General features: G+C 61.2%; 21 protein-coding genes and 1 pseudogene. 9 read left to right on the top strand and 13 right to left on the bottom strand.

Going from position 1 to position 24,258, the window contains the following annotated elements; genetic code table 11:
* The first annotated feature begins 173 nt into the window (after positions 1-173).
* Positions 174-1,157, top strand: coding sequence for a zinc-dependent alcohol dehydrogenase family protein (locus PCOSP_RS12630; protein ID WP_464711515.1), 984 nt, complete (start codon positions 174-176; stop codon positions 1,155-1,157).
* Here PCOSP_RS12630 and PCOSP_RS12625 read toward each other — a convergent pair.
* Entirely contained in the window at positions 1,147-2,040 is an 894-nt protein-coding gene (locus PCOSP_RS12625; protein ID WP_464711513.1) for a universal stress protein, read from the bottom strand. The two genes, PCOSP_RS12630 and PCOSP_RS12625, sit on opposite strands and share 11 nt — an antisense overlap.
* Positions 2,041-2,281: 241 nt before the next feature.
* Between PCOSP_RS12625 and PCOSP_RS12620 the strand changes: the two genes are divergently transcribed.
* Complete coding sequence (locus PCOSP_RS12620; protein ID WP_139642126.1) at positions 2,282-2,845, top strand: GNAT family N-acetyltransferase; 564 nt, start codon at positions 2,282-2,284, stop codon at positions 2,843-2,845.
* A 53-nt stretch (positions 2,846-2,898) separates the two neighbouring features.
* Here the strand turns inward: PCOSP_RS12620 and PCOSP_RS12615 are convergent, their stop codons facing one another.
* The 3 genes from PCOSP_RS12615 to PCOSP_RS12605 form a co-directional block, all read right to left on the bottom strand.
* A complete protein-coding gene (locus tag PCOSP_RS12615; RefSeq protein ID WP_464711511.1) occupies positions 2,899-3,810 on the bottom strand; it encodes a universal stress protein in 912 nt (303 codons plus the stop codon).
* A 105-nt stretch (positions 3,811-3,915) separates the two neighbouring features.
* Positions 3,916-5,163, bottom strand: coding sequence for an MgtC/SapB family protein (locus PCOSP_RS12610; protein ID WP_139642523.1), 1,248 nt, complete (start codon positions 5,161-5,163; stop codon positions 3,916-3,918).
* Between the two features lie 33 nt (positions 5,164-5,196).
* A complete protein-coding gene (locus tag PCOSP_RS12605; protein WP_139642122.1) occupies positions 5,197-5,400 on the bottom strand; it encodes a hypothetical protein in 204 nt (67 codons plus the stop codon).
* A gap of 244 nt (positions 5,401-5,644) precedes the next feature.
* Between PCOSP_RS12605 and PCOSP_RS12600 the strand changes: the two genes are divergently transcribed.
* Positions 5,645-6,568, top strand: a complete 924-nt coding sequence (locus PCOSP_RS12600; RefSeq protein ID WP_139642120.1) for a universal stress protein — start codon at positions 5,645-5,647, stop codon at positions 6,566-6,568.
* Positions 6,569-6,691: 123 nt separating this feature from the next.
* On the opposite strand, the gene PCOSP_RS12595 is transcribed toward PCOSP_RS12600, so the two are convergent.
* From PCOSP_RS12595 to PCOSP_RS12555, 9 genes are all read right to left on the bottom strand, one after another.
* Positions 6,692-8,101, bottom strand: a complete 1,410-nt coding sequence (locus tag PCOSP_RS12595; RefSeq protein ID WP_464711508.1) for a sensor histidine kinase — start codon at positions 8,099-8,101, stop codon at positions 6,692-6,694.
* Positions 8,098-8,760: a response regulator gene (locus PCOSP_RS12590; RefSeq protein WP_139642116.1), complete on the bottom strand. Its 663-nt coding sequence runs from the start codon at positions 8,758-8,760 to the stop codon at positions 8,098-8,100. Before PCOSP_RS12590 ends, PCOSP_RS12595 begins: the two co-directional genes overlap by 4 nt.
* A gap of 11 nt (positions 8,761-8,771) precedes the next feature.
* Positions 8,772-9,416 carry a tetratricopeptide repeat protein gene (locus PCOSP_RS12585; protein ID WP_139642114.1) on the bottom strand — a complete coding sequence of 215 codons (645 nt, stop codon included), beginning with the start codon at positions 9,414-9,416 and terminating at the stop codon, positions 8,772-8,774.
* On the bottom strand, positions 9,413-10,222 hold the full coding sequence (locus PCOSP_RS12580; protein ID WP_139642112.1) for an SDR family oxidoreductase: 810 nt from the start codon (positions 10,220-10,222) through the stop codon (positions 9,413-9,415). Before PCOSP_RS12580 ends, PCOSP_RS12585 begins: the two co-directional genes overlap by 4 nt.
* Positions 10,209-10,883 carry a TenA family transcriptional regulator gene (locus PCOSP_RS12575; RefSeq protein ID WP_139642110.1) on the bottom strand — a complete coding sequence of 225 codons (675 nt, stop codon included), beginning with the start codon at positions 10,881-10,883 and terminating at the stop codon, positions 10,209-10,211. Before PCOSP_RS12575 ends, PCOSP_RS12580 begins: the two co-directional genes overlap by 14 nt.
* Entirely contained in the window at positions 10,880-12,361 is a 1,482-nt protein-coding gene (locus tag PCOSP_RS12570; RefSeq protein WP_464711507.1) for an AMP-binding protein, read from the bottom strand. Before PCOSP_RS12570 ends, PCOSP_RS12575 begins: the two co-directional genes overlap by 4 nt.
* Positions 12,351-13,028, bottom strand: a complete 678-nt coding sequence (locus tag PCOSP_RS12565; protein ID WP_464711506.1) for a thermostable hemolysin — start codon at positions 13,026-13,028, stop codon at positions 12,351-12,353. Before PCOSP_RS12565 ends, PCOSP_RS12570 begins: the two co-directional genes overlap by 11 nt.
* A 218-nt stretch (positions 13,029-13,246) precedes the next feature.
* Entirely contained in the window at positions 13,247-13,702 is a 456-nt protein-coding gene (locus tag PCOSP_RS12560) for a hypothetical protein (RefSeq protein ID WP_139642104.1), read from the bottom strand.
* A 338-nt stretch (positions 13,703-14,040) separates the two neighbouring features.
* Entirely contained in the window at positions 14,041-14,919 is an 879-nt protein-coding gene (locus tag PCOSP_RS12555; RefSeq protein ID WP_139642102.1) for a LysR family transcriptional regulator, read from the bottom strand.
* 180 nt (positions 14,920-15,099) lie between these two features.
* On the opposite strand from PCOSP_RS12555, the gene PCOSP_RS12550 reads away from it, so the two are divergent.
* From PCOSP_RS12550 to PCOSP_RS12525, 6 genes and pseudogenes are all read left to right on the top strand, one after another.
* Positions 15,100-16,230 carry a serine hydrolase domain-containing protein gene (locus PCOSP_RS12550; protein WP_373682431.1) on the top strand — a complete coding sequence of 377 codons (1,131 nt, stop codon included), beginning with the start codon at positions 15,100-15,102 and terminating at the stop codon, positions 16,228-16,230.
* 179 nt (positions 16,231-16,409) lie between these two features.
* Entirely contained in the window at positions 16,410-17,558 is a 1,149-nt protein-coding gene (locus PCOSP_RS12545; RefSeq protein WP_139642098.1) for an acyltransferase family protein, read from the top strand.
* 28 nt (positions 17,559-17,586) lie between these two features.
* Positions 17,587-18,753: an efflux RND transporter periplasmic adaptor subunit gene (locus tag PCOSP_RS12540; RefSeq protein WP_464711503.1), complete on the top strand. Its 1,167-nt coding sequence runs from the start codon at positions 17,587-17,589 to the stop codon at positions 18,751-18,753.
* Positions 18,753-21,926 carry an efflux RND transporter permease subunit gene (locus PCOSP_RS12535; protein ID WP_464711501.1) on the top strand — a complete coding sequence of 1,058 codons (3,174 nt, stop codon included), beginning with the start codon at positions 18,753-18,755 and terminating at the stop codon, positions 21,924-21,926. Before PCOSP_RS12540 ends, PCOSP_RS12535 begins: the two co-directional genes overlap by 1 nt.
* A gap of 78 nt (positions 21,927-22,004) precedes the next feature.
* A pseudogene (locus PCOSP_RS12530) lies at positions 22,005-23,005 on the top strand (zinc-dependent alcohol dehydrogenase family protein).
* Complete coding sequence (locus PCOSP_RS12525) at positions 23,002-24,192, top strand: MFS transporter (protein WP_464711500.1); 1,191 nt, start codon at positions 23,002-23,004, stop codon at positions 24,190-24,192. The pseudogene PCOSP_RS12530 and the gene PCOSP_RS12525 overlap by 4 nt, the downstream one beginning before the upstream one ends.
* Positions 24,193-24,258 lie beyond the last annotated feature (66 nt).

Here is a 24,258-nt window from a genome sequence, read left to right as displayed (position 1 = left end):
GTTGGCAGCGCTTCCTGCCGGTCGTCGGAGCCGCCGTCGAACAGCGTGCCATGGGTGGATTCTGGAACGCAGGAATGATCCCGACTTGATTTACATCAGAACCCGGGAGGCTAGGGTGTTGGAAGGTTCGGGCTCATCGGCATGGAACCGTCTGCTCAGACAGGAGAATCCTCATGCGTGCCATGGTCCTGCACTCGTCTGGCCAACCCTTGAAGCTGGAAGAACGCGCCTTGCCGGTGCCGGCACGCGGGCAACTGTTGATCAAAGTCCTGGCCTGCAGCGTATGTCGCACCGACCTGCATCTGTTTGATGGTGAGTTGCCCCAGGCCCGGCTGCCTCGGGTGCCGGGTCATGAAATCGTCGGGCAAGTCACCGCTGTCGGCACGGACACAGCCACCGACTGGATCGGTCGACGAGTGGGTGTCCCCTGGCTGGGCTGGACCTGCGGGATCTGTGAGTTCTGCCGCTCGGGAAGGGAGAACCTCTGCGACCAGGCGTTGTTCACCGGCTGCCAGCTGGACGGCGGTTACGCCGACTACACCGTCGCCGACGCGCGTTTCTGTTTCCCTCTCCCTGACGCCCTGGATGCGGCCGAAGCGGCGCCCTTGTTGTGTGCGGGGCTGATCGGTTTCCGAGCCTTGCAAATGGCCCAAGACGCCCCTCATCTGGGACTCTATGGCTTCGGCGCCGCTGCTCATCTGGCGATTCAGGTCGCCGTGGGCCGAGGCCAGCAGGTCTACGCCTTTACCCGGCCCGACGATGACGCTGGCCAGGCTTACGCCCGATCACTCGGCGCAACCTGGGCCGGCCCATCGGATCGACTCCCGCCACACTTGCTCGACGCCAGCCTGATCTTCGCACCCGTGGGCGAGCTGGTGCCGCTGGCCTTGAAGGCCACCGCCAAAGGTGGCTGCGTGGTGTGCGCCGGCATCCACATGAGCGACATTCCGAGTTTTCCTTATCGCTTGCTATGGGAGGAGCGCAGCGTGCGTTCAGTGGCCAACCTGACTCGTGCCGATGGCGTGGCATTTTTCCAGCAGCTGCAACACACCCCCGTGCATTGCAGCGTGACCTGCTTGCCCTTGATCGAAGCCAATCAAGCCTTGGAAGTCTTACGCGGCGGACAGGTCAATGGCGCCATCGTGCTCATCCCCTGACCGCCAACAGGCTACCCGGTATCGAATACAAGGCCCGCTCCGTCGTGCTGCCGATCAAGCGCTCCAGGCCGACCCGGTGTGCGGTCCCCATCACCACCACATCAACCTCTAGCTCATCGACGAGTTCATGAAGGACCGGTATCGGCAGGCCAACGACGAAATGCCTTCGCTGCGCCGGCACACCGCAGCGCTCGGCCAGGTTGACGAACGCCGTATGCAACGACTCACGCAGGGCCTCGACATAATCGTCGTCCCAGGCCCCTGCCAGTAGCGACGCCTCTCCGTTGAACGCCGCCGACAGGTCGCAGGCATACAACAGGTGTAACGGAGCGTCGCATTGCCGGGCCAACGCCCCGGCGGCCTGGACAATCTGCTCATTCAAGGCATCGGCCTGGGGATCGGAGGGATCCACTGCTGCCAGCACCTGGCGCGGCATGCCGTGAACGGCCTGGTTGACCAGGTGCACCGGCACCGGGCAATCGCGTAACAGATGACAATCGAGGGGTGTGGCAAAGACCCGCTTGAGCAAGGGTTCGAGGGTGACATCCTTGATCAGCAGATCGGGTTGCAACTGTTCGACGTAACGAAGGATGTCCAGCAGAGGATGAGTGCTCCAGACCACACGCGTCGACACATTCAACCCCTCCTCCTTGAGCAGCGCAGCCTCCTCTGCCATCCAGCGGCGATAGCGATGCAAATGCCGCTGCACGTTCGCTTCGTCTGTTTTCTCACTCCATAGGTGGGTATGTGCCAGCGGCTGGACGAATACATATAAATGCAACTCGGCACCGCTGGCCCGGGCCAGGGCGCAGGCCCTGCGCATCGCAGCAGAGGGGTGCAAGTCGGGTTCGACGATCAACAGCAGACGCTGGTATTGCTCCATCGCACACCTCCACCCGGTTGTTCAATGGGAGCCGGCACCTCGCACCGGACACTGTCCGACATGACCTGCAGCGTGCGCCCATCGACGCCCCAAGCGGTTTGATCTGAATCAACCTCAGTGCAATCGACGATTGGGTACGCCGAGGCTGATCCAGATCAGAATCGACTGCCGCCACCGGCGTAGAACTGCACGAATGCGAAACTTTTTTCGCACTGCACGCTTATCCGACGGAGGATCGATCATGCTCACAGTCAAAGCCCATAACGAACGCGCCGCCGCGCTGTATGCCAGCATCAGCGGCAAGCACTGGATTCAGGCGCTCAAAGACGGCCGGCATGTGCTGATCAGGCCGCTGCGGGAAGAGGATCGCCAGCGCGAATATGACTTCATCAAGCGCCTGTCTCCAGAATCGCGGCACATGCGCTTTCTATCGCAAATCAATGAGCCCGGGACGGCGATGCTCGATCAGTTAATGGAAGTCGACTATAAGACTCGCCTGGCCTACATCGCCTTGGTCCATGACGATGGCAAGTTGATCGAAATCGGCGTCAGCCGTTACTGCGCGACCTCTGATCACGAATGCGAGTGCGCCGTGACCGTCGCCGACCAATGGCAACACCTGGGACTGGGAACGCTGTTGATGGAACACCTGATAGAAACGGCGCGTAAAAACGGTTACCGCCAGATGTACTCCGTCGACTCCGCCAGCAATGCCGCCATGCGCGACCTGGCTCATAGCCTGGGGTTCGAGACCCGCACCGACCCCGAGGACACCCGGCAAGTCATTCATCGCCTCTACCTTTAGCGACGAGGCTGCGCGGGTACCCTGTAGAAAGGGGCCCGCGCAGGTGACTCCGGTCAAGCCTGCGGCTTGATCGCCCATACGCTGCAAGGGGCTCGTTGCAGCAAGAGCTCGGCGGTAGTACCCAGGCGCCTGTCCAGGCCATGGTGTGCCGTGGTCCCCATCACGATCACGTCGACCTGGTGGTCGTGAGCGAACTTACAAATACCCGGCAGCGGTGCCCCTTCGACGAAATGACGCTTGTGCGGCGCGACCCCATGCCGCTCCGCCAGGGATTCGAACACCTCGTGCTGCGCCTCACCCAATGCCTCATAGATTCCAGTCGCCAGGGGGAGCGCGCCGACGCCCATGTCCGTCGCATAGATGGCGGTCCAGTCAAAGGCGTGCAGCAACTCGACGTCGGCGTTGCATTGCTCGGCCAACTTGACGGCGGCGTTGACGATCTGGTCGTTGAACACCAGGTCCTGTTCCTCGCTACGCAGCACGTCGACGATCGCCAGGACTCGCCGAGGCCGGGGGTTGCGCGAATCGGTGACCAGATGCACCGGTACAGGACAGTCGCGCAGCAAGCGCCAGTCCAACGGCGTGAAGAAGATCCGTTTCAGCGCCGGCTCCGGCTGTGCATCCTTGATGATCAACGCCAGCGGCAATTCCTTGATGTATTGCTGCAAACCTTGATGGGCATCCTTGCTCCAGACCACTTCACAGGTCACCTCGACCCCATGCCGCCGTGCCAGCTCGGCCTGTTGCCACAGCCAATGTCGATGTGTTTCCAAATAACCGTCGCGGGCGCTCTTGACCTGGTCGGGCGCGAACAGACCGGCCACCGACAGCACCTCCAGATAATCGATGGCGACGATATGCAGCGGCAGGTCCATCGCCAGCGCCAGCTCGGTGGCACGGTCGAACGCAGGCGTACGGGTCATGGCGTCAGGCGCCAACAGCAATAAACGTTGAGTCTGGGACATGAAACACCTCGACATAGGGCGACAGCCCGTTGAAGGATCGAGGCTCCAGAATGAACCTGTGGCGCAAGCCAGACTTGATCTTCCTCAACTGGCCATCATTGAGGATCAAAAATTCGGTAGCAGCAATCCCGCCCACACCGCCAGCGTTACCAACGCCTGGCCAGTAATCACCTGCACGGCGAACTTTCGCCCGCCACTGAGCCAGGCCACCGCGCACTTGCTCAGGGAGTTGCTGCTCATCGCTAACAACACCGGTACGGCACTCGCCTCGAAGGGCAGCAGACCGGCCTTGACCAACGACGCAATGGAGGCCATCGAGGCATGGGCGTCTACCAGGCCACTGAAAATCGCGGTGACGGCCACCCCGGCCTGCCCGAACGCGTTCAGCATCGCTGACGACACAACCGTGATGACGGTCATTGCCACGACTACCATCAACGTCAGTTTCAGACTGAAGGCCCCGCCGCCGTGCTTGATCCTCTCCTCGGTTGGCGCCCTGGGCCGGGTAAACATCAATGCGCTGGCGTAGAGCAGTATGGTCACCGCCCCGCATAGAAGCGGCCATCCCAGCCAACGCAGCAGCGCCGGCTCCACCGCCCCGAGAATCAGTGCTATCTGTGCCAGGGTCGCCAGGTTGGCCAGCACTGCGGCCGCGCTCAGCACATTCATATTGAGCGGTTCCTTCGCGGCGATGTGTCCCATGGTCGCGACCGTCATCGTAGCGGAGGCAAACCCCGATGCAATGGCGCCGAGGGCGTAGCCATAGCGATTGCCAAGGGTGCGAACCGCGACGTGCCCCAGTGCCGCTACCGCCATCAACATGACAGTCAGGGCGCAAATGGTGCGAAGGTTGATGACGTTGTAAGGCCCCAGGTAACGGTCCGGGGTGAGGGGCAGTATGACCAGCGCGGCGATCAACAGCGTCAGGCCATCGCGCAACTCGGCAGCGGTCAACTGGCTGCGGGCAAAATGGTGCAGCACCTGACGGTTGGCCAGCAGCCCCGCCATCACCGCGCCTATCGCAGTAGCCAAGGCCGGTGCACTGACGCAGAGCGCGCCCAACACCAACACCGCGAACAATGCGACTTCGCTGGTGATGCCAGGGTCTTCGGCCAGGTTTTTCCAATACGCCATGGTGACCAATGCGCCCAGTGCCAGCGCAACAAACCCTAGCAATAAAGGTCCGCCGGTCCAGGCCGTGACATACCCCAACATCGAAGTAACGGCAAAGGTACGCAGGCCAGCAAAATCGCGCCGGCCCTCCTCACCCTTGCGCCGCTCACGCTCAAGCCCCACGAGCAGGCCGATTCCCAGCGCCGCGCCAGCGTTGACAAAGCCCAGGACCTCGATCACGGCCATGGCTCTACGGCGCCATTTGACGCACGTTCATCGGGACGCCGCATGAACGATCTGCGACGCTTGTGCGCGCGCAATCACGTCTTGCGGCCAGACATGGGGCGCGTCGATCCGCGCCTGCAATGTCCTGGTAAACGACAGCGCTTCACCAGCGCTCCTGAAACCTATGCAAAAGGCATCCAGGTGCACCATCCAGCGCATTTCTGCCTGCCGCTCCTCAAGCCGAATAATCATGACCAACCTCCCATGGCGGGTGAGCCTGGATTTCAAGATCAGGCACCAGCCTGCGCCCGATTACGCTGGACGGGTTGATCATGATCAATCATTGCGCTGTTGCTCGGTCGGCACCGATGCGACGCTTTCAAACGTGTTTGATGCAAATCAAGTTACCCAGGCTCACCACGCTCATGATCGATAGCGGAAACAGCCCGCGCGAAAGTCGCCCGGCGCCAACAGGTCTTTGCCCAGGAGGTTTGTCATGTCTACGCAACCACGCTTGATGCTGGTCGTTTCGCCACTGATGGAACACAACCCGGCGTTCGACCGGGCAGCCGCCCTGGCCAAGGCCGAGGGCGCCGCCTTGCACATTGTCGCTTTTGATTACCTGGAAGGCCTGGCCACGGCCGGCCTGGTCAACGAACAGGCACTGGAGCAGATGCGCCTGGGCTACATCGAACGCCACCGCCAGTGGCTGGAAGAGAAAGCCAGACCCCTGCGCAAGCTCGGCCTTGAGGTCACGACAGAAGTGCAGTGGGTGGAGCGCCCCTTGCAGGAAATCCTGGTCCACCTCAAAGAAGCATCGATGGAGGCACTGATCAAGACGGTGGACCCTGAGTCCTGGATCTCGCGCATGATGTTCACGCCTTTGGACGTGCACCTGCTGCATGAATGCAAGGTGCCATTGCATTTCGTCAACAAAGTGGTTCATGCACGTCCGCGTAAAATCCTGGCTGCCGTCGATCCGTTCCACCACGATGGCCGCTACCAAGGGCTCAACGACCGGATCCTGAGCGAAGCCAACAAACTGGCTGCCAGCTGCGATGCGGAACTGGAAGTCATCTACGCCTATGACCTGTCCTCCATCACTGCCGCCGAATACGGTTTTGGCAATGGCTCGCCATTCTTTTCCTCGACGCTGGCCCGACAGCTTTATGAATCCCAGGGTGCGACATTCGACGCATTGGCCGAACGCAACGGCATCGCCCCGGAACAACGCCGCATGATCATGGGTGATCCGGCCAAGGTGTTGGCCAGCTACGCCGGGGCCCACGACATCGATGTCATCGTCATGGGTCGCGTGGGCTATGGCGGCCTGGACAAGCTGATCGGAAGTACTGTGGAAAGTCTGCTGTACAAGATGCCGTGCAGCTTGTGGGTGATTGCGCCGCAGCAGTTGGATTGAGGCAGATGCCCATCGCCGATGACCTGTAGAGCAACCGCTTCAGGCCTGGCTTCTGCCACGTTGATTGGCGTCACATGCACGGCGCGCAGCGCGGCCAGCGAAATCGCAGGGGTTCACAGCCATTCATTTTTGACCTGAAAACAGCTTGGCAGAGGCCTGGAGTGCCTGAGCGTCGCGCATTTGCAAGGTGGCGCACAGCCCTCCTCCAGGGAGGTTCTCCAAATGGATCTGCCCGCCCAGGCGCTCGGCTATGGTGCGCACGATGGTCAGGCCCAACCCCGCGCCCTGATCATTGCCACGGCTATAGAACCGCTCGAAGAGCCGCTCACGCTCGGCCTCGTCGATACCCGGCCCCTGGTCTTCAACCGACAGTTCATAACAATCATCCTTCCTGGCCAGCCGTACCGTAATGACGCCATTGGCTGGCGAAAACCTGGCAGCGTTGGTCACCAGATTGTTCAAGGCAATATCAATGGCCACCGGATCGATTCGAACCAGGCCGATGTCGTCGCTGACATCCAGCACTGGCTCGAGTCCCTTGCTCAATAACCAAGGCGTCATCGGCACCAGGGCTGCACGCACCGTGGCAGCCAGATCGATCGGGGCAGGCGCCTCGGCAATCACCCGCGGTTCAAGCCGCGCCATGGTCAGCAGCTGGTTGACCAGGCGCGTGGTGCGATCGACCCCGGCGAGCAAATGCTCCAGGGACTCGCGACGACTTTGTTCATCCCCCGCCTCCATCAGGTTCTGTGCGTGCACCCGGAGTACCGCCAGGGGCGTGCGCATCTCATGGGCCGCATCGGCGATAAAACGCCGCTCACGGCCCATGACTTCCTGGATCTGCGCCAATACACGGTTGAGCGCCGCCTGCATGGGCTCAAGTTCTGTCGGCAACGGCATCATCTGCAGGGGTTCGAGTGAGCCTGGATGCCTGGCCCGCAATGTCGCCGCCATGTCCACCAAGGGCTTGAGCCCCCAGCCGATGGCCAACCAGATCACCGTGGCAAGAAGCACGCTGCCGATCAGGTTGGGCAGCACGGTATGCCGAACGATGCGATCCACCAGATCGGCGCGCACGTCGTCGCGCTCCCCCACCCAGATCTTGAGGCCGTACTGCGGGTCGTCCAGCACGAACGCCCGCCAAGTGTGGTTCTTCTGGTCCATCACCTCACTGAAACCGGCAGCGATCGGTGGCGAAGTGAAGGACGGCGCGCTGGAGGTGTGGACCAGCACGGAACCGTGTGCGTTCCAGACCTGGAAGGCAATCTTGCTTTCGTAGGGATGACCATCGACCTTGGGCTCCGCCTGCCCCAAGGCCGAGTTGAACGCCTGGTACAGCTCGGCATGCTCCTTGCTCGCCATGGGCATCCGCATGACGCCCTGCAGCAAACGGGCATTCTGGGCCAGTTGCGCGTCATAGACCTCGGCGATTTCGTGGTTGCTGTCGTGCAGATTGAAGACCGTGATGATCAACAGGCCAAGGAACAGCAGGCCCAGGATCAACGTCAGGGTACGGCGGCGGATCGAACTCATCGGTGCTCCTCCACCAGGTAGCCGACACCGCGAACGGTTCGGATCAGGTCGGTGGAGAACTTCTTGCGTAGATGATGGATATGGACTTCAAGCGTGTTGCTCTCAGCTTCCTCGCTCCAGCCGTACAGCAGTTGCATCAGATGGTCGCGGGTCATGACCCGCCCCGGCGGTGAGAGCAATTCGTGGAGCAGTTGATACTCTTTGGGCGTCAGTGCCACCGGCTTGCCCTGGTAACTGACTTGCTGCGTACCGGGGTTCAAGCTGATGCCGGCGTGCTCGATCAGCGCCTGGGCACGGCCCGCGCTGCGCCGCAGCAGGGCCCGTAGCCGGGCCTTGAGCTCTGCCAGGTCGAAGGGCTTGACCAGGTAATCGTCGGCCCCGGCATCCAGCCCTGCGATGCGGTCTTCGGTCGCATCGCGGGCAGTGAGAATCAGTACCGGCAGGTTACTACCACTCTCGCGCAAGCGACGCAGCACTTGCAGACCATCCATACGGGGCAGGCCCAGATCAAGTACCGCCAGGTCAAAGGCTTCACTGAGCAACGAATGCAGGGCACTGCTACCGTCCTGCAGCCAGTCGACGGTATAGCCCTCGCGAATCAGTGCCTGACGGATGCCTTCACCCAGCGCCACATCGTCCTCGATCAGTAATAAACGCACGCACACTCCTGTCAGTCGAGTTTCCTGTTCACATCTGCCAGCAACGCTTCGATTTCCTTGCGACGCCCGGCATCGGCGCTTTCCCGCCCTGACCGGGGCGCTGCCAACAAGGCTTTTTGCAAGGCAACCCTGGCTTCACCATAGCGCTTCTGACGGTAGAGGTGATCGCCCCAGAAGTACAGACTATCGATACCATTGGGATTAAGTTGCAATGCCTGCTTGAGCAACGGCTCGGCCTTGTCCGGGTCCCCGAATCCCAGAGGCCAGCCCGGCACCCGGTCATACAATGCGCCGAGACTGGTATAGGCCGAGCCTTGCAGGGCTTGGGGATCGAGGGTCAGGGCCTTTTCCAGATCAGCCTTGGCGTCCTTGACCTTGCTCAGCGCCCCTATGCCGCCCTTGGCACCGGCCCAACTGCTGTTGACGATGCCGGACCAGATCCACGCCTCGGCCACCGATTGGCGCTCCTGCTTGAAGGCCGACGTCTGGACGGCGAGTTTTTCGAAGGCCTCGGCACGTTGTCCCTCAGGCAGATCATATTGTATATGTGCCCAGCTTTGCTGGATGTCATGCAGGCGTTGCTGATCAGCGGCATCCAGGGCCCAGGCGCCTTGAACCAAGGTGCCCAGCAGTAAACCGACAAGGATTCTCTTCATGGTTTGGGTTGCTCGTTTTCGGGTTTATGACTCAGACGACGGATCAGCGGCAATTGCTTGCGCAGACCACGGTCGACCAGATTGGGCAGCAGGCTGTTGAGCCTTACGAAAAACCGCTCGGGCCAGCCCAGGTAGAGCTCGCGACGATCACCAATGATGGCGTGGATCACCGCCGACGCGACCGTTTGCGGGTCATCGACATTGGCTTTGAGCGCCTGGTTCAGGGCGTCGGCCGCCGGCGTGTTCATCGCGGTGCGGGTAGCCCGTGGCGCCACGTAGAGCACGCCGACACGGGTATCGGCCAGTTCCCGGCGCAAGGCCTCGGAAAATCCGCGCAAGGCAAACTTGCTGGCGCAGTAACTGGCATAGCCGGGGTAGCCGATGGATCCGTAGGTCGAACCGACGTTGACCACCATCGCGCTGTCGGCTCGCTTGAGCAACGGCAGAAGCAGTTTGGTCAGACAGATCGGCGCCGTGATGTTCAGCGCAAGCATGGCAGCGATTTCACTGTCATCGAGCTGCTCGAGCATGGCGAAGTGATTCACACCGGCGGCATTGATCAGCAAGTTGATGCCACCCAACGCCTCGGCGGAGGCCAGGACCTTGCGCCGGTCAGCCAGGAAAGTCAGGTCGGCACCGACCCAGTACAAATGTTGCGGGTAGCGTTCGATCAGCGGCTGCAAGGTTTCGCCATGCCTGGCCACGGCCAGTACCCGTGCACCACTGGCACACAGGGCCGAAGCAATCGCCAGGCCGATCCCGCCGCTGGCCCCGGTCAACACCACCCGCGCATCACACAGGCGCATGTTCATGCTCCCCGTCACGGGGCAAGCCCCGGAACATATCGGTGTAAAGCCGGTACACCACCTGGGAGGCATGAATCACCGCAGCCTGGTCCGCCGGATCGTCCAGCCTGTTCATCAAGCCGCGGTAGGTCTGCATGTGCTCGATATCCAGCGATCCGTGCGAGCTGAGGTAGCTGAATGCCGCGGGCGGTAGCTCCAGGTGTTGGCGGATGCTGTCGGCGGCGTGGGTCGCCAGGGCGATGCTGGTGCCTTCGAGCACATTGACCATGCCGAACAATCCGACTGGATTGCCCCGGGCGATCAGGTCGTAGAGATAACTGACCATCAGCTCGATCGGCAACGACGGCTGCCCGTCGCGCACGGCGTCCCTGTCGCCACCACAGGCGGCTATGTCATCCAGCACCCATTGTTCGTGGCCATATTCTTCCTCGATGTACTCGCACACGGCTTTGCGCAACCATTCCAGGCGCGCGGGCAGGCGCGCGCCACACGCCATCATCAACGGCACGGTGTGGCGCACGTGGTAATAGGCCTGGATCAGAAACGCCCGGTAAGCGCCCAGGCTGACCTGACCGTCGAGCGCATCACGAATGATCGGCAGGTTGAACAGCGTATGGCGCTCTTGCTGCGTGGCTTCTTGCAGGGTGTCGAAAAAACTCATGAAGGGGACTCCTCGGACAGAACGGATTCGGTGAGCAAGGTTCGGTAGTGCTCGACAATGGCTTCCCGGCGCGAGCGCCCATTGGCAGTGAGCAAGCCATTGGCCGCAGTGAAAGGCTCGTCCAGTCGCGTCCAGCGATGGACCTGCGCGTAACCGGGCAAGTTGGCGTTCGCCCGGCTCACTGCCAGCTCCAGCATCTGTGGGGTGCAGTCGACGCGGGTGGGCCAGAGCAAGGCATGGTTGTGCGGCAAGGCTTCGCCATAGACAAAGGCCTGGGCGATATCGCCGCCCTGGGTCAGCTCGGCCTCGACCCACTCGGGGTTGACGTTGCGGCCAAAGCTGGTGACGAACTGATGCTTCTTGCGACCCCGCAAGTAGAGGAAACCGTCATCGTCGAATTCCCCCAGGTCACCGCTGGGCCACCACGGGTCCGAGTGCGGGGCTTCCCCCAGGTACCCGAGCAGGGTCGCGCCCTTGATCATGACTTCGCCGTCATCGGCCAGGCGAAGCTGCACATGGGGCAACGGCCGGCCGACACTGCCACAGCGATGAGCCTGTGGCCGGTTGAGGCACACCACCGACGCGCACTCCGACAGTCCATAGCCTTCAAACACCGGCAAGCCTACCGCTTCGGCCCGTCTGAGCAGATCGTGGGACACCCGAGCGCCACCCACGGCGGCGAACCGCACGAGGTGGGGGTTGAACGCCTTTTGTTCGGCGGCCATGACCAGCATCAGCAGCAATTGTGGAACCAGGATCAGACTCTGCGCCCGCCGCTCGGCCAGGCAGCCCAGCAGGCGTGTCGGATCGACCCCGCTGACGCCCTGGATCCCGAGTGTTCGCTGACTGGGCACGCTGAGCATGGCACCGGCATACAGGGCCGCATAGCAGCCAAGGTTCTCCAGCAGAATCGCCAGGGGTAACAAGGCCAGGTGATGCCTTGCCTCGACCGGTTGACTGGCCTGCTCCAGCTCGCGGGCAACCCGCAGCAGACTGTCGGCGCTCAGGCAGACGCCCTTGGGCGTACCCGTGGTGCCGGAGGTGAAGGTCAGCTTGGCGGTGCCCGCCGGCAGACGGTTCGGCCCGGCGAAGTGTCGCTGCCAGAATTCGCCACTGTGCCGGTAGCCGGCGGCTTGAAGTTCTGCGGCGTAGGCTGGCTCTGCAATCACCCGCTCGGCCTGGCTCTGCTCCAGGCAGTGGCGACGTTGGGCCGGGCTGAAGAATCCGGGCAGGATGACGCAGGCCAGTCCTTCGAATAGCGCGGCAAGATCCCAGAGCATCATGTCAATGCCGTTGTCCAAGGCCAGCGCAACCACGCTGATCTGCTCATCCCGCAGCCGTTGCTGGCGCTGCTGGACTTCGGCAAACAGCGTGGCGTAATCCATCTGCGCCTCATCCCCCCAAAGAGCAATGGCATGCCCCTGGCGCTCGGAATGCCCACGCAGGGCTTGCTGGAATCGTTGCATCTCAGGCGACATGGCTGCTCTCCCCAGGCGCGGTGGACAGCTCCAGTCGACTGAACAAGCCGGTGTTGCGCAGATGAATGAAACCCGCGCGGATGTTTCCGACATGGACCCACGGCTGAGTGTCGTAGTAACGCCCCCAGAGATGACGATCCTCGCCCAGGCGCAGTGGATCAGCCGGGCACAGGGTCACGGGCTTGAGGCCCAGGCGATGGAAGCTGTTGACCAGGCCGGCATTGCCGGTGAACGCCACCCACTCCAGGCCGGCGACGGCCAACAAGTAAGTGATGGAGATGATGCTCAGCCGGGCGCTACCGGTGTCGCAGGCGGCCAGGTTGCCCACTTCGACGATGCCGGCACGGTCAACCGGACGACCGGCCGCAGCGCTGATCAAGGGCTCGATGGGCTCATCCAGGTAACGTTCGAGAAACAGTGGTTCTTGCGCAGCGCGGCGTACCCCAGCTACGGCACAGAGCGTGCCGCCGGCATCATCGAGTCCGAACAGCTCTGGCATGAAGTGACGAATATCGGCGCCATGGACCTGGCGGAAACGCTGCTGGATAAACGCTTCGAACTCAGCACGCCGAGGGTGAGCCGGCAGACCGTGGTGCAATTGGCGCAGAGGCTGTCCGGCGCCCCCGAAAGCCAGGGGCAAGTGGATATTCCAATCGAAATCAGGCATGGGCCGATGCTCTCCATAAACGTGTTGCTGGGGAGTATCGAGGCCTTGTCTTAACGAAGTCTGAAGATGGCATGCCAAGGCAGGCGGCCAATCAGAACGCAGTTCCAGTCGGACTGGAGTCCGAACGACGAGGCAGTGAATGCGTAACCGAACGGCCACCTGGACATGACCAAGCGGACGAGTTGATCAACACACCAGGTCAGGGCAACCGCGCCTATTCAACGGGCCAGCCCGCCGAGTTCGATATCGGGAAGCCATAAGGCATCTATGCACTGCTGCGAATCCTCCTCAGTCACGGGTTCAAGGTTGATCGGATCAAGACCCAGACCATCGACCAATGCCAGGGAAACGAGGCTGTTTTTTTCCAAGAGCGCCTGGGCCACGCATTGACATAGGGCTCGCGGCGACGCCCTTCGCGGATAATCTATTTCGGCTATTTCAAATTCAATTTCCAGCTGCGCGGTGCAGGTGCTTATCAAAGACTGTACGGCACGCGAGGCGAAGTGAAGCGTGACGAAATAACCCATCGCCAGCATCACCAGGGTGGCCAACAAGATAATTGCCTCCCTCCTCCAGACGCTTGCGCCAGATCGAAAACCGGGGAACCGCTCCGCCATTCCCCGCCAGCGGGCGCGGAAGGTATGAACCACATCAACGAATCCTTTGACTGTCATGACCGGGCCCTGCCCCAACGTATGGCTCAGAGCATGACGCCCGACGAGCGTCGTTGTTTGACTTGAATCAAACTGTGTTGAGTCCTTCTTGTTGAGTCGTGTGGTGACGGTGGGACGCGAGCGACGCGCAGACTTATTGCACCCGCCATAACCCAGGAATACCGAGCGTGGCTACATGACCGCTCATGGGCTGGCGCCGGCGCAGGCCGAGAAAAAATTAACGTCGTGTCCGAGACTAGTTGGCCACTCCACTTACTGGTTCTGCACGAACTGTTCCCCTCAGGCATGAGAATGTGTTGGTCCTGTCCTGCACCCACCATCGTTCCACGCCGCGCCCCTTACATATGCACGGAAATAAAATCCACGAAACAGCGCAGCTTGGGTGTGATGAAGCGGTTCGGCGGCCACAGCACACTGAAGTGGATGGTGCGGGTTACCTCTTGGGTGAGCACGGCCTTCAACGCTCCGGACTCAAGGGCCTCCTTGACGGCGAACTCCGGCAGGCAGGCGATGCCCCGACCCTCGATCGCAGCGTTGAAAAGCATGTCGATATTGTTGCAGACCAGCACGGCCCGCAGGTCCTGCGCGCCGTTGCGGGCTTTATCCGGTAGCGGCCAGCGCTCAAGCTTGCCGGTGGATGGCACCCGGTATAACAGGCAGTCATGGTTGCTCAAGTCGTCGGCGTCCGCGGGCGTACCCTGAGCCTGAAAATAGGCCGGGGCGCCCACCAGCAGGAAACGGAAAGCGCCCAATCGCCGCGCCACCAGGCGGGAGTCATTCAACTCACCGGTCCTGACCACCGCATCAAAGCCCTCCTCCACGACATCCACCAAGCGATCGCTGAAGTCGAGTTCCAGATGGATGTCCGGGTATCGCTTGGCAAAGCGGGACAACAACGTGAACAGGAACTGCCCGGCCAAAGGCAGGCTCACGCGCAGCTTGCCGCGCGGTTCGCTACTGGTGCTCGACAACTCCAGCTCCGCCGCTTCCAGTTCATTGAGCACCCGCTGGCAGCGGTTCAGGAAAAGCATGCCCTCCGCCGTCAGGTTGATGCTGCGGGTACTGCGATGAAACAGCCTGACGCCCAGGCGTTGTTCCAGGCGCGCGACGCTTTTGCCAATTGCCGATGACGACACGCCCAGTTGTCGTCCCGCCGCGACGAAGCTGCGGGTTTCGGCGACCTGGACGAAAACCGAGATTCCGCTGAGGTTGTCCACGCTCTCTCCTTGAGTTTGCGTTATGCATTGCGGAACGAAACGTCCGATGTGTCCGGAATTCTAGCCTCTGTTTCCCCTGCCGTCTGCGACCTAGCATGGCGACGTCCATTACAGCAGGGAATCGCGATCATGACCGCCAAAGAAACCATTCAACACTCCAGCGCTATCGCCACTGACCCCATGCAGGCGCGAATCGACGCCGCACTGAACAGCGCTATCGAAGAAAAACGCCTGGTGGGAGCCGTGGTGCTGGTCGCCCGTCGTGGCGAGATCACCTATCGCAACGCCGCGGGGCTGGCTGACCGGGAGGCTGGCCTGCCGATGCGCACCGACGCCTTGTTCCGGCTCTCTTCGGTGACAAAACCTATCACGTCGGCGGCCGCCCTGGCCTTGGTTGCCCAGGGCCGCATCGGCCTGGATGATCCTATCGCTCGGTGGTTACCGGAGTTCCAGCCAACCCTGGCGGACGGCACCCGCGTGTCCATCAGCCTACGACAATTGCTCAGCCATACGGCCGGCCTTAATTACGGTTTTCTCGAAGCCCAGGGTGGCGGCGCTTATGCGCAGGCGGGTGTGTGTGACGGGCTGGAAAGCGCGCCGCTGACGCTGGAGGAAAACATCCGGCGGCTGGCTACCGCGCCGCTGCTGTATCGCCCTGGCACCCATTGGGGGTATTCCATCGCGACCGATGTGTTGGGCGCACTGATCGCACGGGTGTGTGAAACCAGCCTGGCCGACGCGATCTCGCAACTGGTGTGCGAGCCTCTCGGCCTGTCCGACACCCGTTTCAATGTCGTCGACACTTCCCGGCTGACGGCTGCCTATCTGAACGACGATCCCGCGCCACGTCGCATGAAGGGCGTCGAAGTGATCGAGGTTTTCGAGAACACCGCTGGCATCCGCATGGAGGCGGATCGGGCCCTCGACAGCAGCGCCTACCCTTCAGGAGGTTCCGGGATGGTCGGCTCCGCCGAAGAGTTCCTGACCCTGTTGGAAACCTTGCGCCAGGGCGGCGGCGCGCTCATGCCAGCGAGTCTGGCCAAGGAAATGGGAACCGTCCAGACCGGCGACCTGGAACTCGCCAACTGGCCAGGCCGTGGGTTCGGCCTGGGGTTCACCGTGCTGACTGACCCACAGGCGGCGCAGGTGCCGGAGTCTGTCGGTACCTGGCGCCTGGGCGGGGCTTTTGGTCATTCCTGGTTTGTCGATCCGGCACAAGAGATCTCCGTCGTGGCATTCACCAACACCGCCTTCGAAGGGATGTTCGGGCAGTTCACCGTCGATCTGTGCAACGCCGTATACGGCGCTTGAATCACGCCTGCCTGGCGTTGCGATAAGGAGTCCATCATGAAAAGACCGGCTTGAGAGCCGGCCTTCATGCGAATGCAATTTGAGTTGTCCAGCTTTGTTTTGGCTACCTGCCCCATGGAATTGACCAGGCACCAAGGCCTTCGCCAGTGCCGCGGATCTTTATTGAAAGGTATCGACTCATGACGCATTCACGCCTGTACCACAACCATGCCAACGTGCGACTGGATTCCCTGACGGGGTTTCGATTTGTCGCAGCAGCCTTGGTGTTCTTCTTTCACGCCTCACTGACGAAGATCATCGGATTCAATCCGTTTGCCGACCAGCACATCGTCGCCGGCTTCCAGCGCTTGTTCAGCGTGGGTGGGTGGGTTGGGGTGTCGTTTTTTTTCATGCTCAGTGGTTTCGTCATTACCTGGTCCGCCCGCAGGAACGATACGCTCGGGGCGTTCTGGCGCCGACGCCTGGTAAAGATCTACCCTAACCACCTGATCACCTTCGTCCTGGCGATGATCCTGTTTGCCGTACCGCTGACCGCCGTCAGCGCCTGGTTGCCCAACCTGCTGTTGGTTCATGCCTGGGTGCCGGATATGTCGGTGTTCCTGAGTGTCAACGGCCCGTCCTGGTCGCTGTGTTGCGAATTGGTTTTCTACCTGGCGTTCCCGTTCCTCCTGCGCGCGTTGTGGAAGGTCCCTGAGAACCGACTTTGGCTAACCGCCGGCATGACGGTCTGCGCCATGGCCGCAACTCACTGGCTCATTGCCGAAGCTGTCAACGACCAACCGCAGATCGCCGAATACCCGATCTCCCTGAATCAGTGGTGGTTGGCTTACTTCTTTCCGCCACTGCGGCTGTTCGAGTTCGTTCTCGGCATGTTGATGGCGCGTATTCTGACGACGGGGCGCTGGATTTCCATCCCGCTGGCACCGGCCCTGGCGTTGGCGGCGGTGGCTTACTTCCTCGCAGGAGAAGTGCCCTTTATCTACAGGCTGTCACTCACCACTGTCATCCCGATTGCCTTACTGATCACCAGCCTGGCTGCCGCCGACGTTGCGCAACGCAAGTCCTGGTTTCGGCATCCGTTGATGGTTTGGCTGGGAGAGATTTCGTTCGGGTTCTACATGATCCACCTGCTGATCATGACGTGTGTGACCTCACTGTTGGACGGACAACGTTTTGCCGTTGTACCGGCGTTTTTCATTCTTGCCGCCACGTTCTGCCTGTCGCTCCTGGGTGGCTGGTTGCTATTCAAATTCGTTGAGCAGCCCGCCATGCGGCGCTGGGGCAAGGCCAAGCCGATCGAGCGGCCATTGAGTGTCCCTCAAATCTGATTTTCTCCATTTAGAAAGGATGCTTGCCATGTCATCGTTTACTCGCAGGTTGAGCGGCGTGCCCGCCTGGGCACTAGGCGCATTGGTGCTGGCGGCGCTTGCCGGCTTCGCGATCAGCATGAAGTCGCCCGTTGCCCAGGCTAACCCCGCCCCCGCACCGCTGCCCCAAGTGCAAGTGATGGCCGCCGTCACCCGTGATGTCGTCGACTGGCAAAGCTATACCGGTCGCCTGGTCGCCACCGACACCGCAGTCATCAAGCCTCTAGTGGCCGGCACGCTCATCAGCGTGCACTTCAAGGACGGCGCGATGCTGCGTAAAGGCGACCTGATGTTCGAAATCGACCCGCGGCCTTATGCAGCGGCGCTGCAACAAGCTCAAGCCGCGCTTGTGGCTGCCAGATCGATGAGTGTGTTTGCCCAGAAAGAGCTGGAGCGCTACGAGCATCTGATTGCCAGCAATGCCATCGCAAAAACCGACCTGGACAAGCGCATACAGAGCGCCAACGAAGCCCAGGCCAGGGTCAATGAGGCCCAGGCCAGGGTCGAGCTGGCAAGGCTCGATCTTGAACACACCCGCATTCTCGCGCCGTTTGACGGTCGGGCGTCACGGGTAGAAGTGACACCGGGCAATATCGTCGATGTGGGCGAACGATCCACGGCCCTGACTAATCTGGTGTCGATCTCGCCGATCTACGCTGACTTCGACGTGGATGAGCAAACCTTTCTGCGTTACCTGGGCAGCCGCCCGGCGGGCGATGCGGTACCGGTCATGCTCGGGTTGGCCCACGAAGAAGGTTATCCGCGCAAAGGCAAGCTGAGCTCCCTGGACAACCGGCTGGACACCCGGTCGGCCACTATCCGGGTCAGGGCCAGTTTCGACAACAGCAACGGGGAACTGCGCCCGGGCCTGTTTGCCAGGGTGCTGCTGCCGGGCAGTGCCAGCCGCCCCGCTACCTTGGTTGACGACAGCGCCATCGGCACCGACCAGGACAAAAAATACGTGCTGGTAGTCGATGCCGAAGACCGCGTCCAGTACCGGCAGGTCAAGCCTGGGATACGCCAGGGTGCGCTACGTGTCATCGATCAAGGTATCGAACCCGAGGAACAGGTTGTCGTGAGTTCCTTGCACCTGGCGACGCCGGGCACCCAGGTTGCGCCGGTACGCGCACCGTCACAGCCACAGGCGCAACAGTGATGAATATTTCCGGATTTTTCATCGACCGCCCGATTTTTTCCGGCGTACTCAGCGCCCTTGTATTGTTGGCCGGCATCCTCTCATTGGCGCGTTTGCCAGTGTCGGAATACCCCGATGTCGTGCCGCCGCTGATCGTGGTGAACGCTCAATATCCAGGCGCCAACCCCAAGGTGGTGGCTGAAAGCGTTGCCGCGCCCCTTGAAGAGCGCATCAACGGCGTGGAAGGCATGTTGTATATGCAATCCCAGGCCAACAGCGATGGGACGTTGGCGATCAACGTGACGTTCGCCTTGGGTACCGATCCCGACAAGGCTCAGCAACTGGTGCAGAACCGCGTCTCCGAGGCCTTGCCGCGCCTTCCGGCCGACGTGTTGAACCTGGGCGTCACCACCAGCAAATCGTCATCGACCCAGACCCTGGCGATCCATCTGGTGTCGCCCAACAATGAATACGACGCCAACTACCTGCGCAACTACGGCATCCTGAACATCAAGAGCCAGCTTGAGCGCATACCTGGCGTCGGCGAAGTACGTATCTGGGGCGGCGGCGATTACGCCATGCGGATCTGGATCGACCCCGACAGCGTGGCGCAGCGAGGCCTCACCGCCGGTGAGGTGGTCCAGGCCATCCGGGAGCAGAACATCCAGGTCGCGGCCGGCGTCATAGGCGCTTCGCCCATGCGCGCCGGCGTCCCGCTGCAGCTCTCGGTCAATGCCCAGGGTCGCCTGAAAACCGAAGAGGAATTCGGCAACATCGTCATCAAGACGGTGCCGGACGGGGGCGTGACGTATTTGCGCGATGTGGCCCGGATCGAGTTGGCGGCTTCCACCTACGCGCTTCGCTCGCTGGTAGACGGACAGCCAGCGGTGGGCTTCGGGGTGTTCCAGATGGCGGGCGGCAACGCCCTGGATATCTCTGCCCGTGCCCGGGAGATCATGGCTCAAGCCAAGACCGATATGCCGGCGGGCGTCGATTACAAAATCGTCTTCGACCCGACCCAGTTCGTTCGCTCCAGCATCGACGCGGTCATCAGTACCCTGTTCGAAGCCATCGTGCTGGTCGTGCTGGTCGTCATCGTGTTCCTGCAGACTTGGCGTGCATCCGTCATCCCGCTGCTGGCCGTGCCGATATCAGTCGTCGGCACACTGGCGTTCTTGCTGGCTTTCGGATTTTCCATCAATGCCTTGTCGCTGTTTGGCCTGGTATTGGCGATCGGCATCGTTGTCGATGACGCGATCGTGGTGGTGGAAAACGTCGAACGCAATATCAGCCAAGGCTTGTCCCCTCACCAGGCGACTCATCGAGCGATGGCAGAAGTCAGCAAACCGATCATAGCCATCACCCTGACGCTGGTTTGCGTATTCATTCCGTTGGCGTTCATGCCCGGTCTTTCCGGCGGCTTCTACCGCCAGTTCGCCTTGACCATTGCGATTTCCACGGTGATCTCGGCGTTCAATTCGCTGACGCTTTCCCCAGCCCTCTGCGCCCTGCTGCTCAAGCCCCACGGCGCACCGAAGGATCCACTGGAGCGTGGGATCGACAAAGTCATGGGGCGATTTTTCCAGGGTTTCAATCGTCGGTTCAAGCAAGCCGAGGACCGCTATGGCGCCGGCGTGCGCGGGGTCCTGGCACACAAAGGCAGGACGTTCGCCTTATTCGGCGTTCTGCTGTGTGCCTGCGCATGGCTCAGCCACACCCTGCCGACGGGATTCGTTCCGGCCCAGGACAAGGAGTTCCTGGTGGGCTTCGCCCAACTGCCCGCCGGCGCCTCGCTGGATCGCACCGAGCATGTCATCCAGCAAATGAATGACATCGCGCTCAAACACCCTGGCGTTGCCCATACCCTCGAGTTTCCCGGCATGTCCGTCAACGGCCTGATGAACTCTTCAAGCTCCGGAATCATTTTCGTGATTCTCAAGCCATTTGCCGAACGCTCCGGCGACGCGCTGGGAGCGAACCGGATAGCGGCAGACCTCAATGGCGAATTCAAAAGGATTGCGCAGTCCTTCACGGCGGTCTTCCCACCTCCACCCGTCCTGGGCCTGGGAACGCTCGGCGGATTCAAATTGCAGATCGAGGACCGGGCGAGCCTGGGGTATGTCGCTCTCGACAGCGCGGTCAAAGCGTTCATGACCGAGGCTGCCAAAGCACCGGAACTGGGACCACTGTTCTCCAGTTACCAGATAAATGTGCCTCAGCTGGATGTCGATCTCGACCGGGTCAAAGCCAAGCAGCTCGGCGTCTCGGTGACAGACGTATTCGAGACCCTGCAGATTTACCTGGGTTCTCTGTACGTCAACGACTTCAACCTTTTCGGGCGCGTGTACCAGGTTCGGGCGCAGGCAGATGCACCCTTCAGGGCTAATCCCGAAGACATTTCGCGCTTGAAGGTACGCAATGCATACGGCGACATGGTGCCCCTATCGACGTTGTTGTCGGTCAACCCCGGTTACGGGCCCGAAATGGTCGTGCATTACAACGCGTTTACAGCGGCGGACGTTAATGGCGCGCCTGCTCCTGGCTATTCCTCGGGCCAGGCGGAAGCGGCCATCGAGCGCATCGCCCGGCAGACCCTGCCCCAGGGCATACGCATGGAGTGGACCGATCTGACCTACCAGCAGCGGTTGGCCGGTAACGCGACCGGCTGGGTGCTGGCGGTCAGCACGCTACTGGTTTTCCTGGTATTGGCGGCACTGTACGAAAGCCTTTTGTTGCCGCTGGCGGTGATTCTGATCGTGCCAATGGGTGTGCTCTCTGCCTTGGCGGGCGTCTGGCTGACTGGAGGCGATAACAACATCTTCACCCAGATCGGCCTGATGGTGCTGGTGGGCCTGGCGTCCAAGAACGCGATCCTGATCGTTGAGTTTGCAAGGGATCTGGAGCGCCAGGGGCATACCCCTCTGAGCGCCGCCTGGGAGGCCAGCAAGCTGAGGCTTCGACCGATCCTGATGACCTCGATTGCCTTCGTGATGGGCGTTGTTCCCCTGGTGATTTCGACCGGTGCCGGTTCGGAAATGCGCCAGGCCATGGGCGTCGCGGTGTTCTTCGGCATGCTGGGCGTGACTGCATTCGGGCTGCTCTTTACCCCGCTCTTCTACGTGCTGGTTCGCAGCGTCGGCCGCCGGCTACCACAGCGAAAACCGATTGCCATTGCGGACACATATATCCGTTAACACCGGAACTCCAGCGCGTTTTTCTGCATTGGACGCGCCCCTAGACTGAAAACGTTCCCAACCCTTGCGAGAAATACCATGACACGTGTCGTTCGGTTTTATGAGTACGGTGATCCAGAGGTTCTGCGGATCGAGGATTTACCGGTCGCCCAGCCCGGACCCAATGAGGTTCGCATCCAAGTCAGGGCCATCGGTCTCAACCGCGCCGAGTCGATGTTCAGGCGCGGTCAATACCTTGAACAGGCTGAGTTCCCCAGCCGACTCGGGTACGAGGCTGCTGGTTTCGTCGAAGCCGTGGGCGACGCCGTACACGACTTTGAAATAGGTGATCCGGTCAGCCTGGTCCCCCTTCGAGCATCGCTCAATGGGGAACCTATGCCGAGCGAGCGGTCGTCCCGGCGGCGATGCTGGTCCGGCATCCCGACTCGCTCAGCATGGAGCAGGCCGCTGGAGTCTGGATGCAATATCTCACGGCCTGGGGCGCCTTGTTACCCGTGGCAAAGCTGGATGCGGGAGATTTCGTGCTGATAACCGCGGCGTCGAGCAGCGTAGGCCTGGCCGCCATCCAGATTGCGAACCGGGTAGGAGCGATTCCTATCGCAGTGACCCGTGGCGAGGAGAAGGTGCGCAAACTGCTGGCAGCCGGTGCCGTCCATGTGATCGTCAGCGACGTGGAAGACCTGACAGCACGTGTCGAGCACATCACCGCCGGTAATGGCGTACGGGTTGTCTTCGATCCTGTGGGCGGTCCGGCTATCGAGCAACTGGCGGACGCCACCTGTCGCGGCGGCATCATCATCGAATACGGCGCCCTGAGCAGCGAACCTTCGCCCTTTCCGCTGTTCACCGTGCTGGGAAAAAGCCTGACGTTGCGGGGATACCTTCTGCATGAAATCGTCAACGATCCCGTCCTGTTTGCCCAAGGCAAGAGGTTCGTATCCAGCGGCCTGGTTGATGGCAGCCTGTCCCCGGTGATCGCCAAGACCTTTGCCTTCGAAGAAATCGTCGAGGCCCATCGTTACCTGGAAGCCGGAGAGCAGTTCGGTAAAGTCATCGTGACCCTGGAGGACCGGCCATGAAAATGTTCAACCCGTTGTTCTTCATTGCCCTGGGTCTGTTCGGGGTCTACACCATCGAGTTCGGCGTGGTCGGTATCTTGCCCGTGATCATCGAACGCTACAGCGTAAGCGCCTCGGAGGCGGGTTATCTGGTAGGCCTGTTCGCCCTGATCATCGCGGTGTTCGGTCCCTTCATGGTGCTGTTGCTCTCGCGTTACAACCGCAAGCGGATCCTGACCTTGTCACTGTTCATTTTCGCCGGCGCCAGCGCCTTGTCGGCTTATGCGCCCAATTACGGATCACTGGCGGTCCTGCGGATCATTCCGGCGTTCTTCCATCCGGTGTATTTCTCGCTGGCGTTCGTCGCGGTGGCCTCTCTCTATCCCAAGGAACAGGCTACGCAGGCGACGGCCAAGGCATTTGTCGGCACCAGCATGGGCATGGTTCTCGGCGTGCCTATCACCACCTGGATCGCCGCTCGCTTCTCCTACGAAGCGGCCTTTCTGTTCTGCACCGTGGTCAATGTGATTGCCGGGCTGGGCATCATCGCCCGGCTACCCGATACCTTTGCCGGACAGCGGACGCCTTACGGGGAACAGTTGGCTATCCTGCGCAAACCGACGCTGTGGCTCAATATCCTGGCCTCCACCCTGATCTTCGGTGCGATGTTTTCGGTGTATTCCTACAGCGCCGAGTACCTGTCTCGTGAAGCCGGCATGAGCGGTGAGGTGATCAGTGCCCTGTTGATCCTGTTCGGCGTGGGCGGTGTGGCCGGTAATCTGCTGGCGGGCCGTTTATTGTCCAGGAACAAGGTAGGTACCACGCTGATGCATCCGATCATGCTGGGCGCGTCGTACCTGATCCTGCATTTCTTTGCCAGCCCGGCCATCTTGCCGATGGTCTTGATCATCGTCCTATGGGGTGCCACCCATACCAGTGGCCTGATCGTGACCCAGGTCTGGCTGACCTCCGAAGCCCCGGAGGCTCCTGAATTTGTTACCGGTCTGTATATCTCGTTCATCAACCTTGGCGTGACGCTCGGCGCAACTGCCGGTGGCTGGTTCCTGGCACGCATGGGCATGGAAGGAACCATCATCAACGGCCTTGTTTTCTGCGCGTTGGCAGCCGCGACAATCGCGACCAAGGTGCTCGTGTACGGGGCGCGACAGCCAGGTCTTACGCCGGAAACCCAAGCGGTTTTGCACTAAAGTCATTCATTGAAGACCGTGGCAAGCCACGGTCTTTTTCAAACTCAGCGGAGTTTCTATCGGTCA

The sequence above is a fragment of the Pseudomonas sp. MAFF 730105 genome, from assembly GCF_055380705.1.
This window is presented reverse-complemented; position numbering and strand designations above follow the sequence as displayed.

What these genes read in the sequence shown, in the direction of transcription:
- PCOSP_RS12630 (WP_464711515.1), top strand. Translation starts at nt 174, where the DNA reads ATGCGTGCCATGGTCCTGCACTCGTCTGGCCAACCCTTGAAGCTGGAA.
- PCOSP_RS12625 (WP_464711513.1), bottom strand. Translation starts at nt 2,040, where the DNA reads ATGGAGCAATACCAGCGTCTGCTGTTGATCGTCGAACCCGACTTGCAC.
- PCOSP_RS12620 (WP_139642126.1), top strand. Translation starts at nt 2,282, where the DNA reads ATGCTCACAGTCAAAGCCCATAACGAACGCGCCGCCGCGCTGTATGCC.
- PCOSP_RS12615 (WP_464711511.1), bottom strand. Translation starts at nt 3,810, where the DNA reads ATGTCCCAGACTCAACGTTTATTGCTGTTGGCGCCTGACGCCATGACC.
- PCOSP_RS12605 (WP_139642122.1), bottom strand. Translation starts at nt 5,400, where the DNA reads ATGATTATTCGGCTTGAGGAGCGGCAGGCAGAAATGCGCTGGATGGTG.
- PCOSP_RS12600 (WP_139642120.1), top strand. Translation starts at nt 5,645, where the DNA reads ATGTCTACGCAACCACGCTTGATGCTGGTCGTTTCGCCACTGATGGAA.
- PCOSP_RS12595 (WP_464711508.1), bottom strand. Translation starts at nt 8,101, where the DNA reads ATGAGTTCGATCCGCCGCCGTACCCTGACGTTGATCCTGGGCCTGCTG.
- PCOSP_RS12585 (WP_139642114.1), bottom strand. Translation starts at nt 9,416, where the DNA reads ATGAAGAGAATCCTTGTCGGTTTACTGCTGGGCACCTTGGTTCAAGGC.
- PCOSP_RS12580 (WP_139642112.1), bottom strand. Translation starts at nt 10,222, where the DNA reads ATGCGCCTGTGTGATGCGCGGGTGGTGTTGACCGGGGCCAGCGGCGGG.
- PCOSP_RS12575 (WP_139642110.1), bottom strand. Translation starts at nt 10,883, where the DNA reads ATGAGTTTTTTCGACACCCTGCAAGAAGCCACGCAGCAAGAGCGCCAT.
- PCOSP_RS12570 (WP_464711507.1), bottom strand. Translation starts at nt 12,361, where the DNA reads ATGTCGCCTGAGATGCAACGATTCCAGCAAGCCCTGCGTGGGCATTCC.
- PCOSP_RS12565 (WP_464711506.1), bottom strand. Translation starts at nt 13,028, where the DNA reads ATGCCTGATTTCGATTGGAATATCCACTTGCCCCTGGCTTTCGGGGGC.
- PCOSP_RS12560 (WP_139642104.1), bottom strand. Translation starts at nt 13,702, where the DNA reads ATGACAGTCAAAGGATTCGTTGATGTGGTTCATACCTTCCGCGCCCGC.
- PCOSP_RS12550 (WP_373682431.1), top strand. Translation starts at nt 15,100, where the DNA reads ATGCAGGCGCGAATCGACGCCGCACTGAACAGCGCTATCGAAGAAAAA.
- PCOSP_RS12545 (WP_139642098.1), top strand. Translation starts at nt 16,410, where the DNA reads ATGACGCATTCACGCCTGTACCACAACCATGCCAACGTGCGACTGGAT.
- PCOSP_RS12540 (WP_464711503.1), top strand. Translation starts at nt 17,587, where the DNA reads ATGTCATCGTTTACTCGCAGGTTGAGCGGCGTGCCCGCCTGGGCACTA.
- PCOSP_RS12535 (WP_464711501.1), top strand. Translation starts at nt 18,753, where the DNA reads ATGAATATTTCCGGATTTTTCATCGACCGCCCGATTTTTTCCGGCGTA.
- PCOSP_RS12525 (WP_464711500.1), top strand. Translation starts at nt 23,002, where the DNA reads ATGAAAATGTTCAACCCGTTGTTCTTCATTGCCCTGGGTCTGTTCGGG.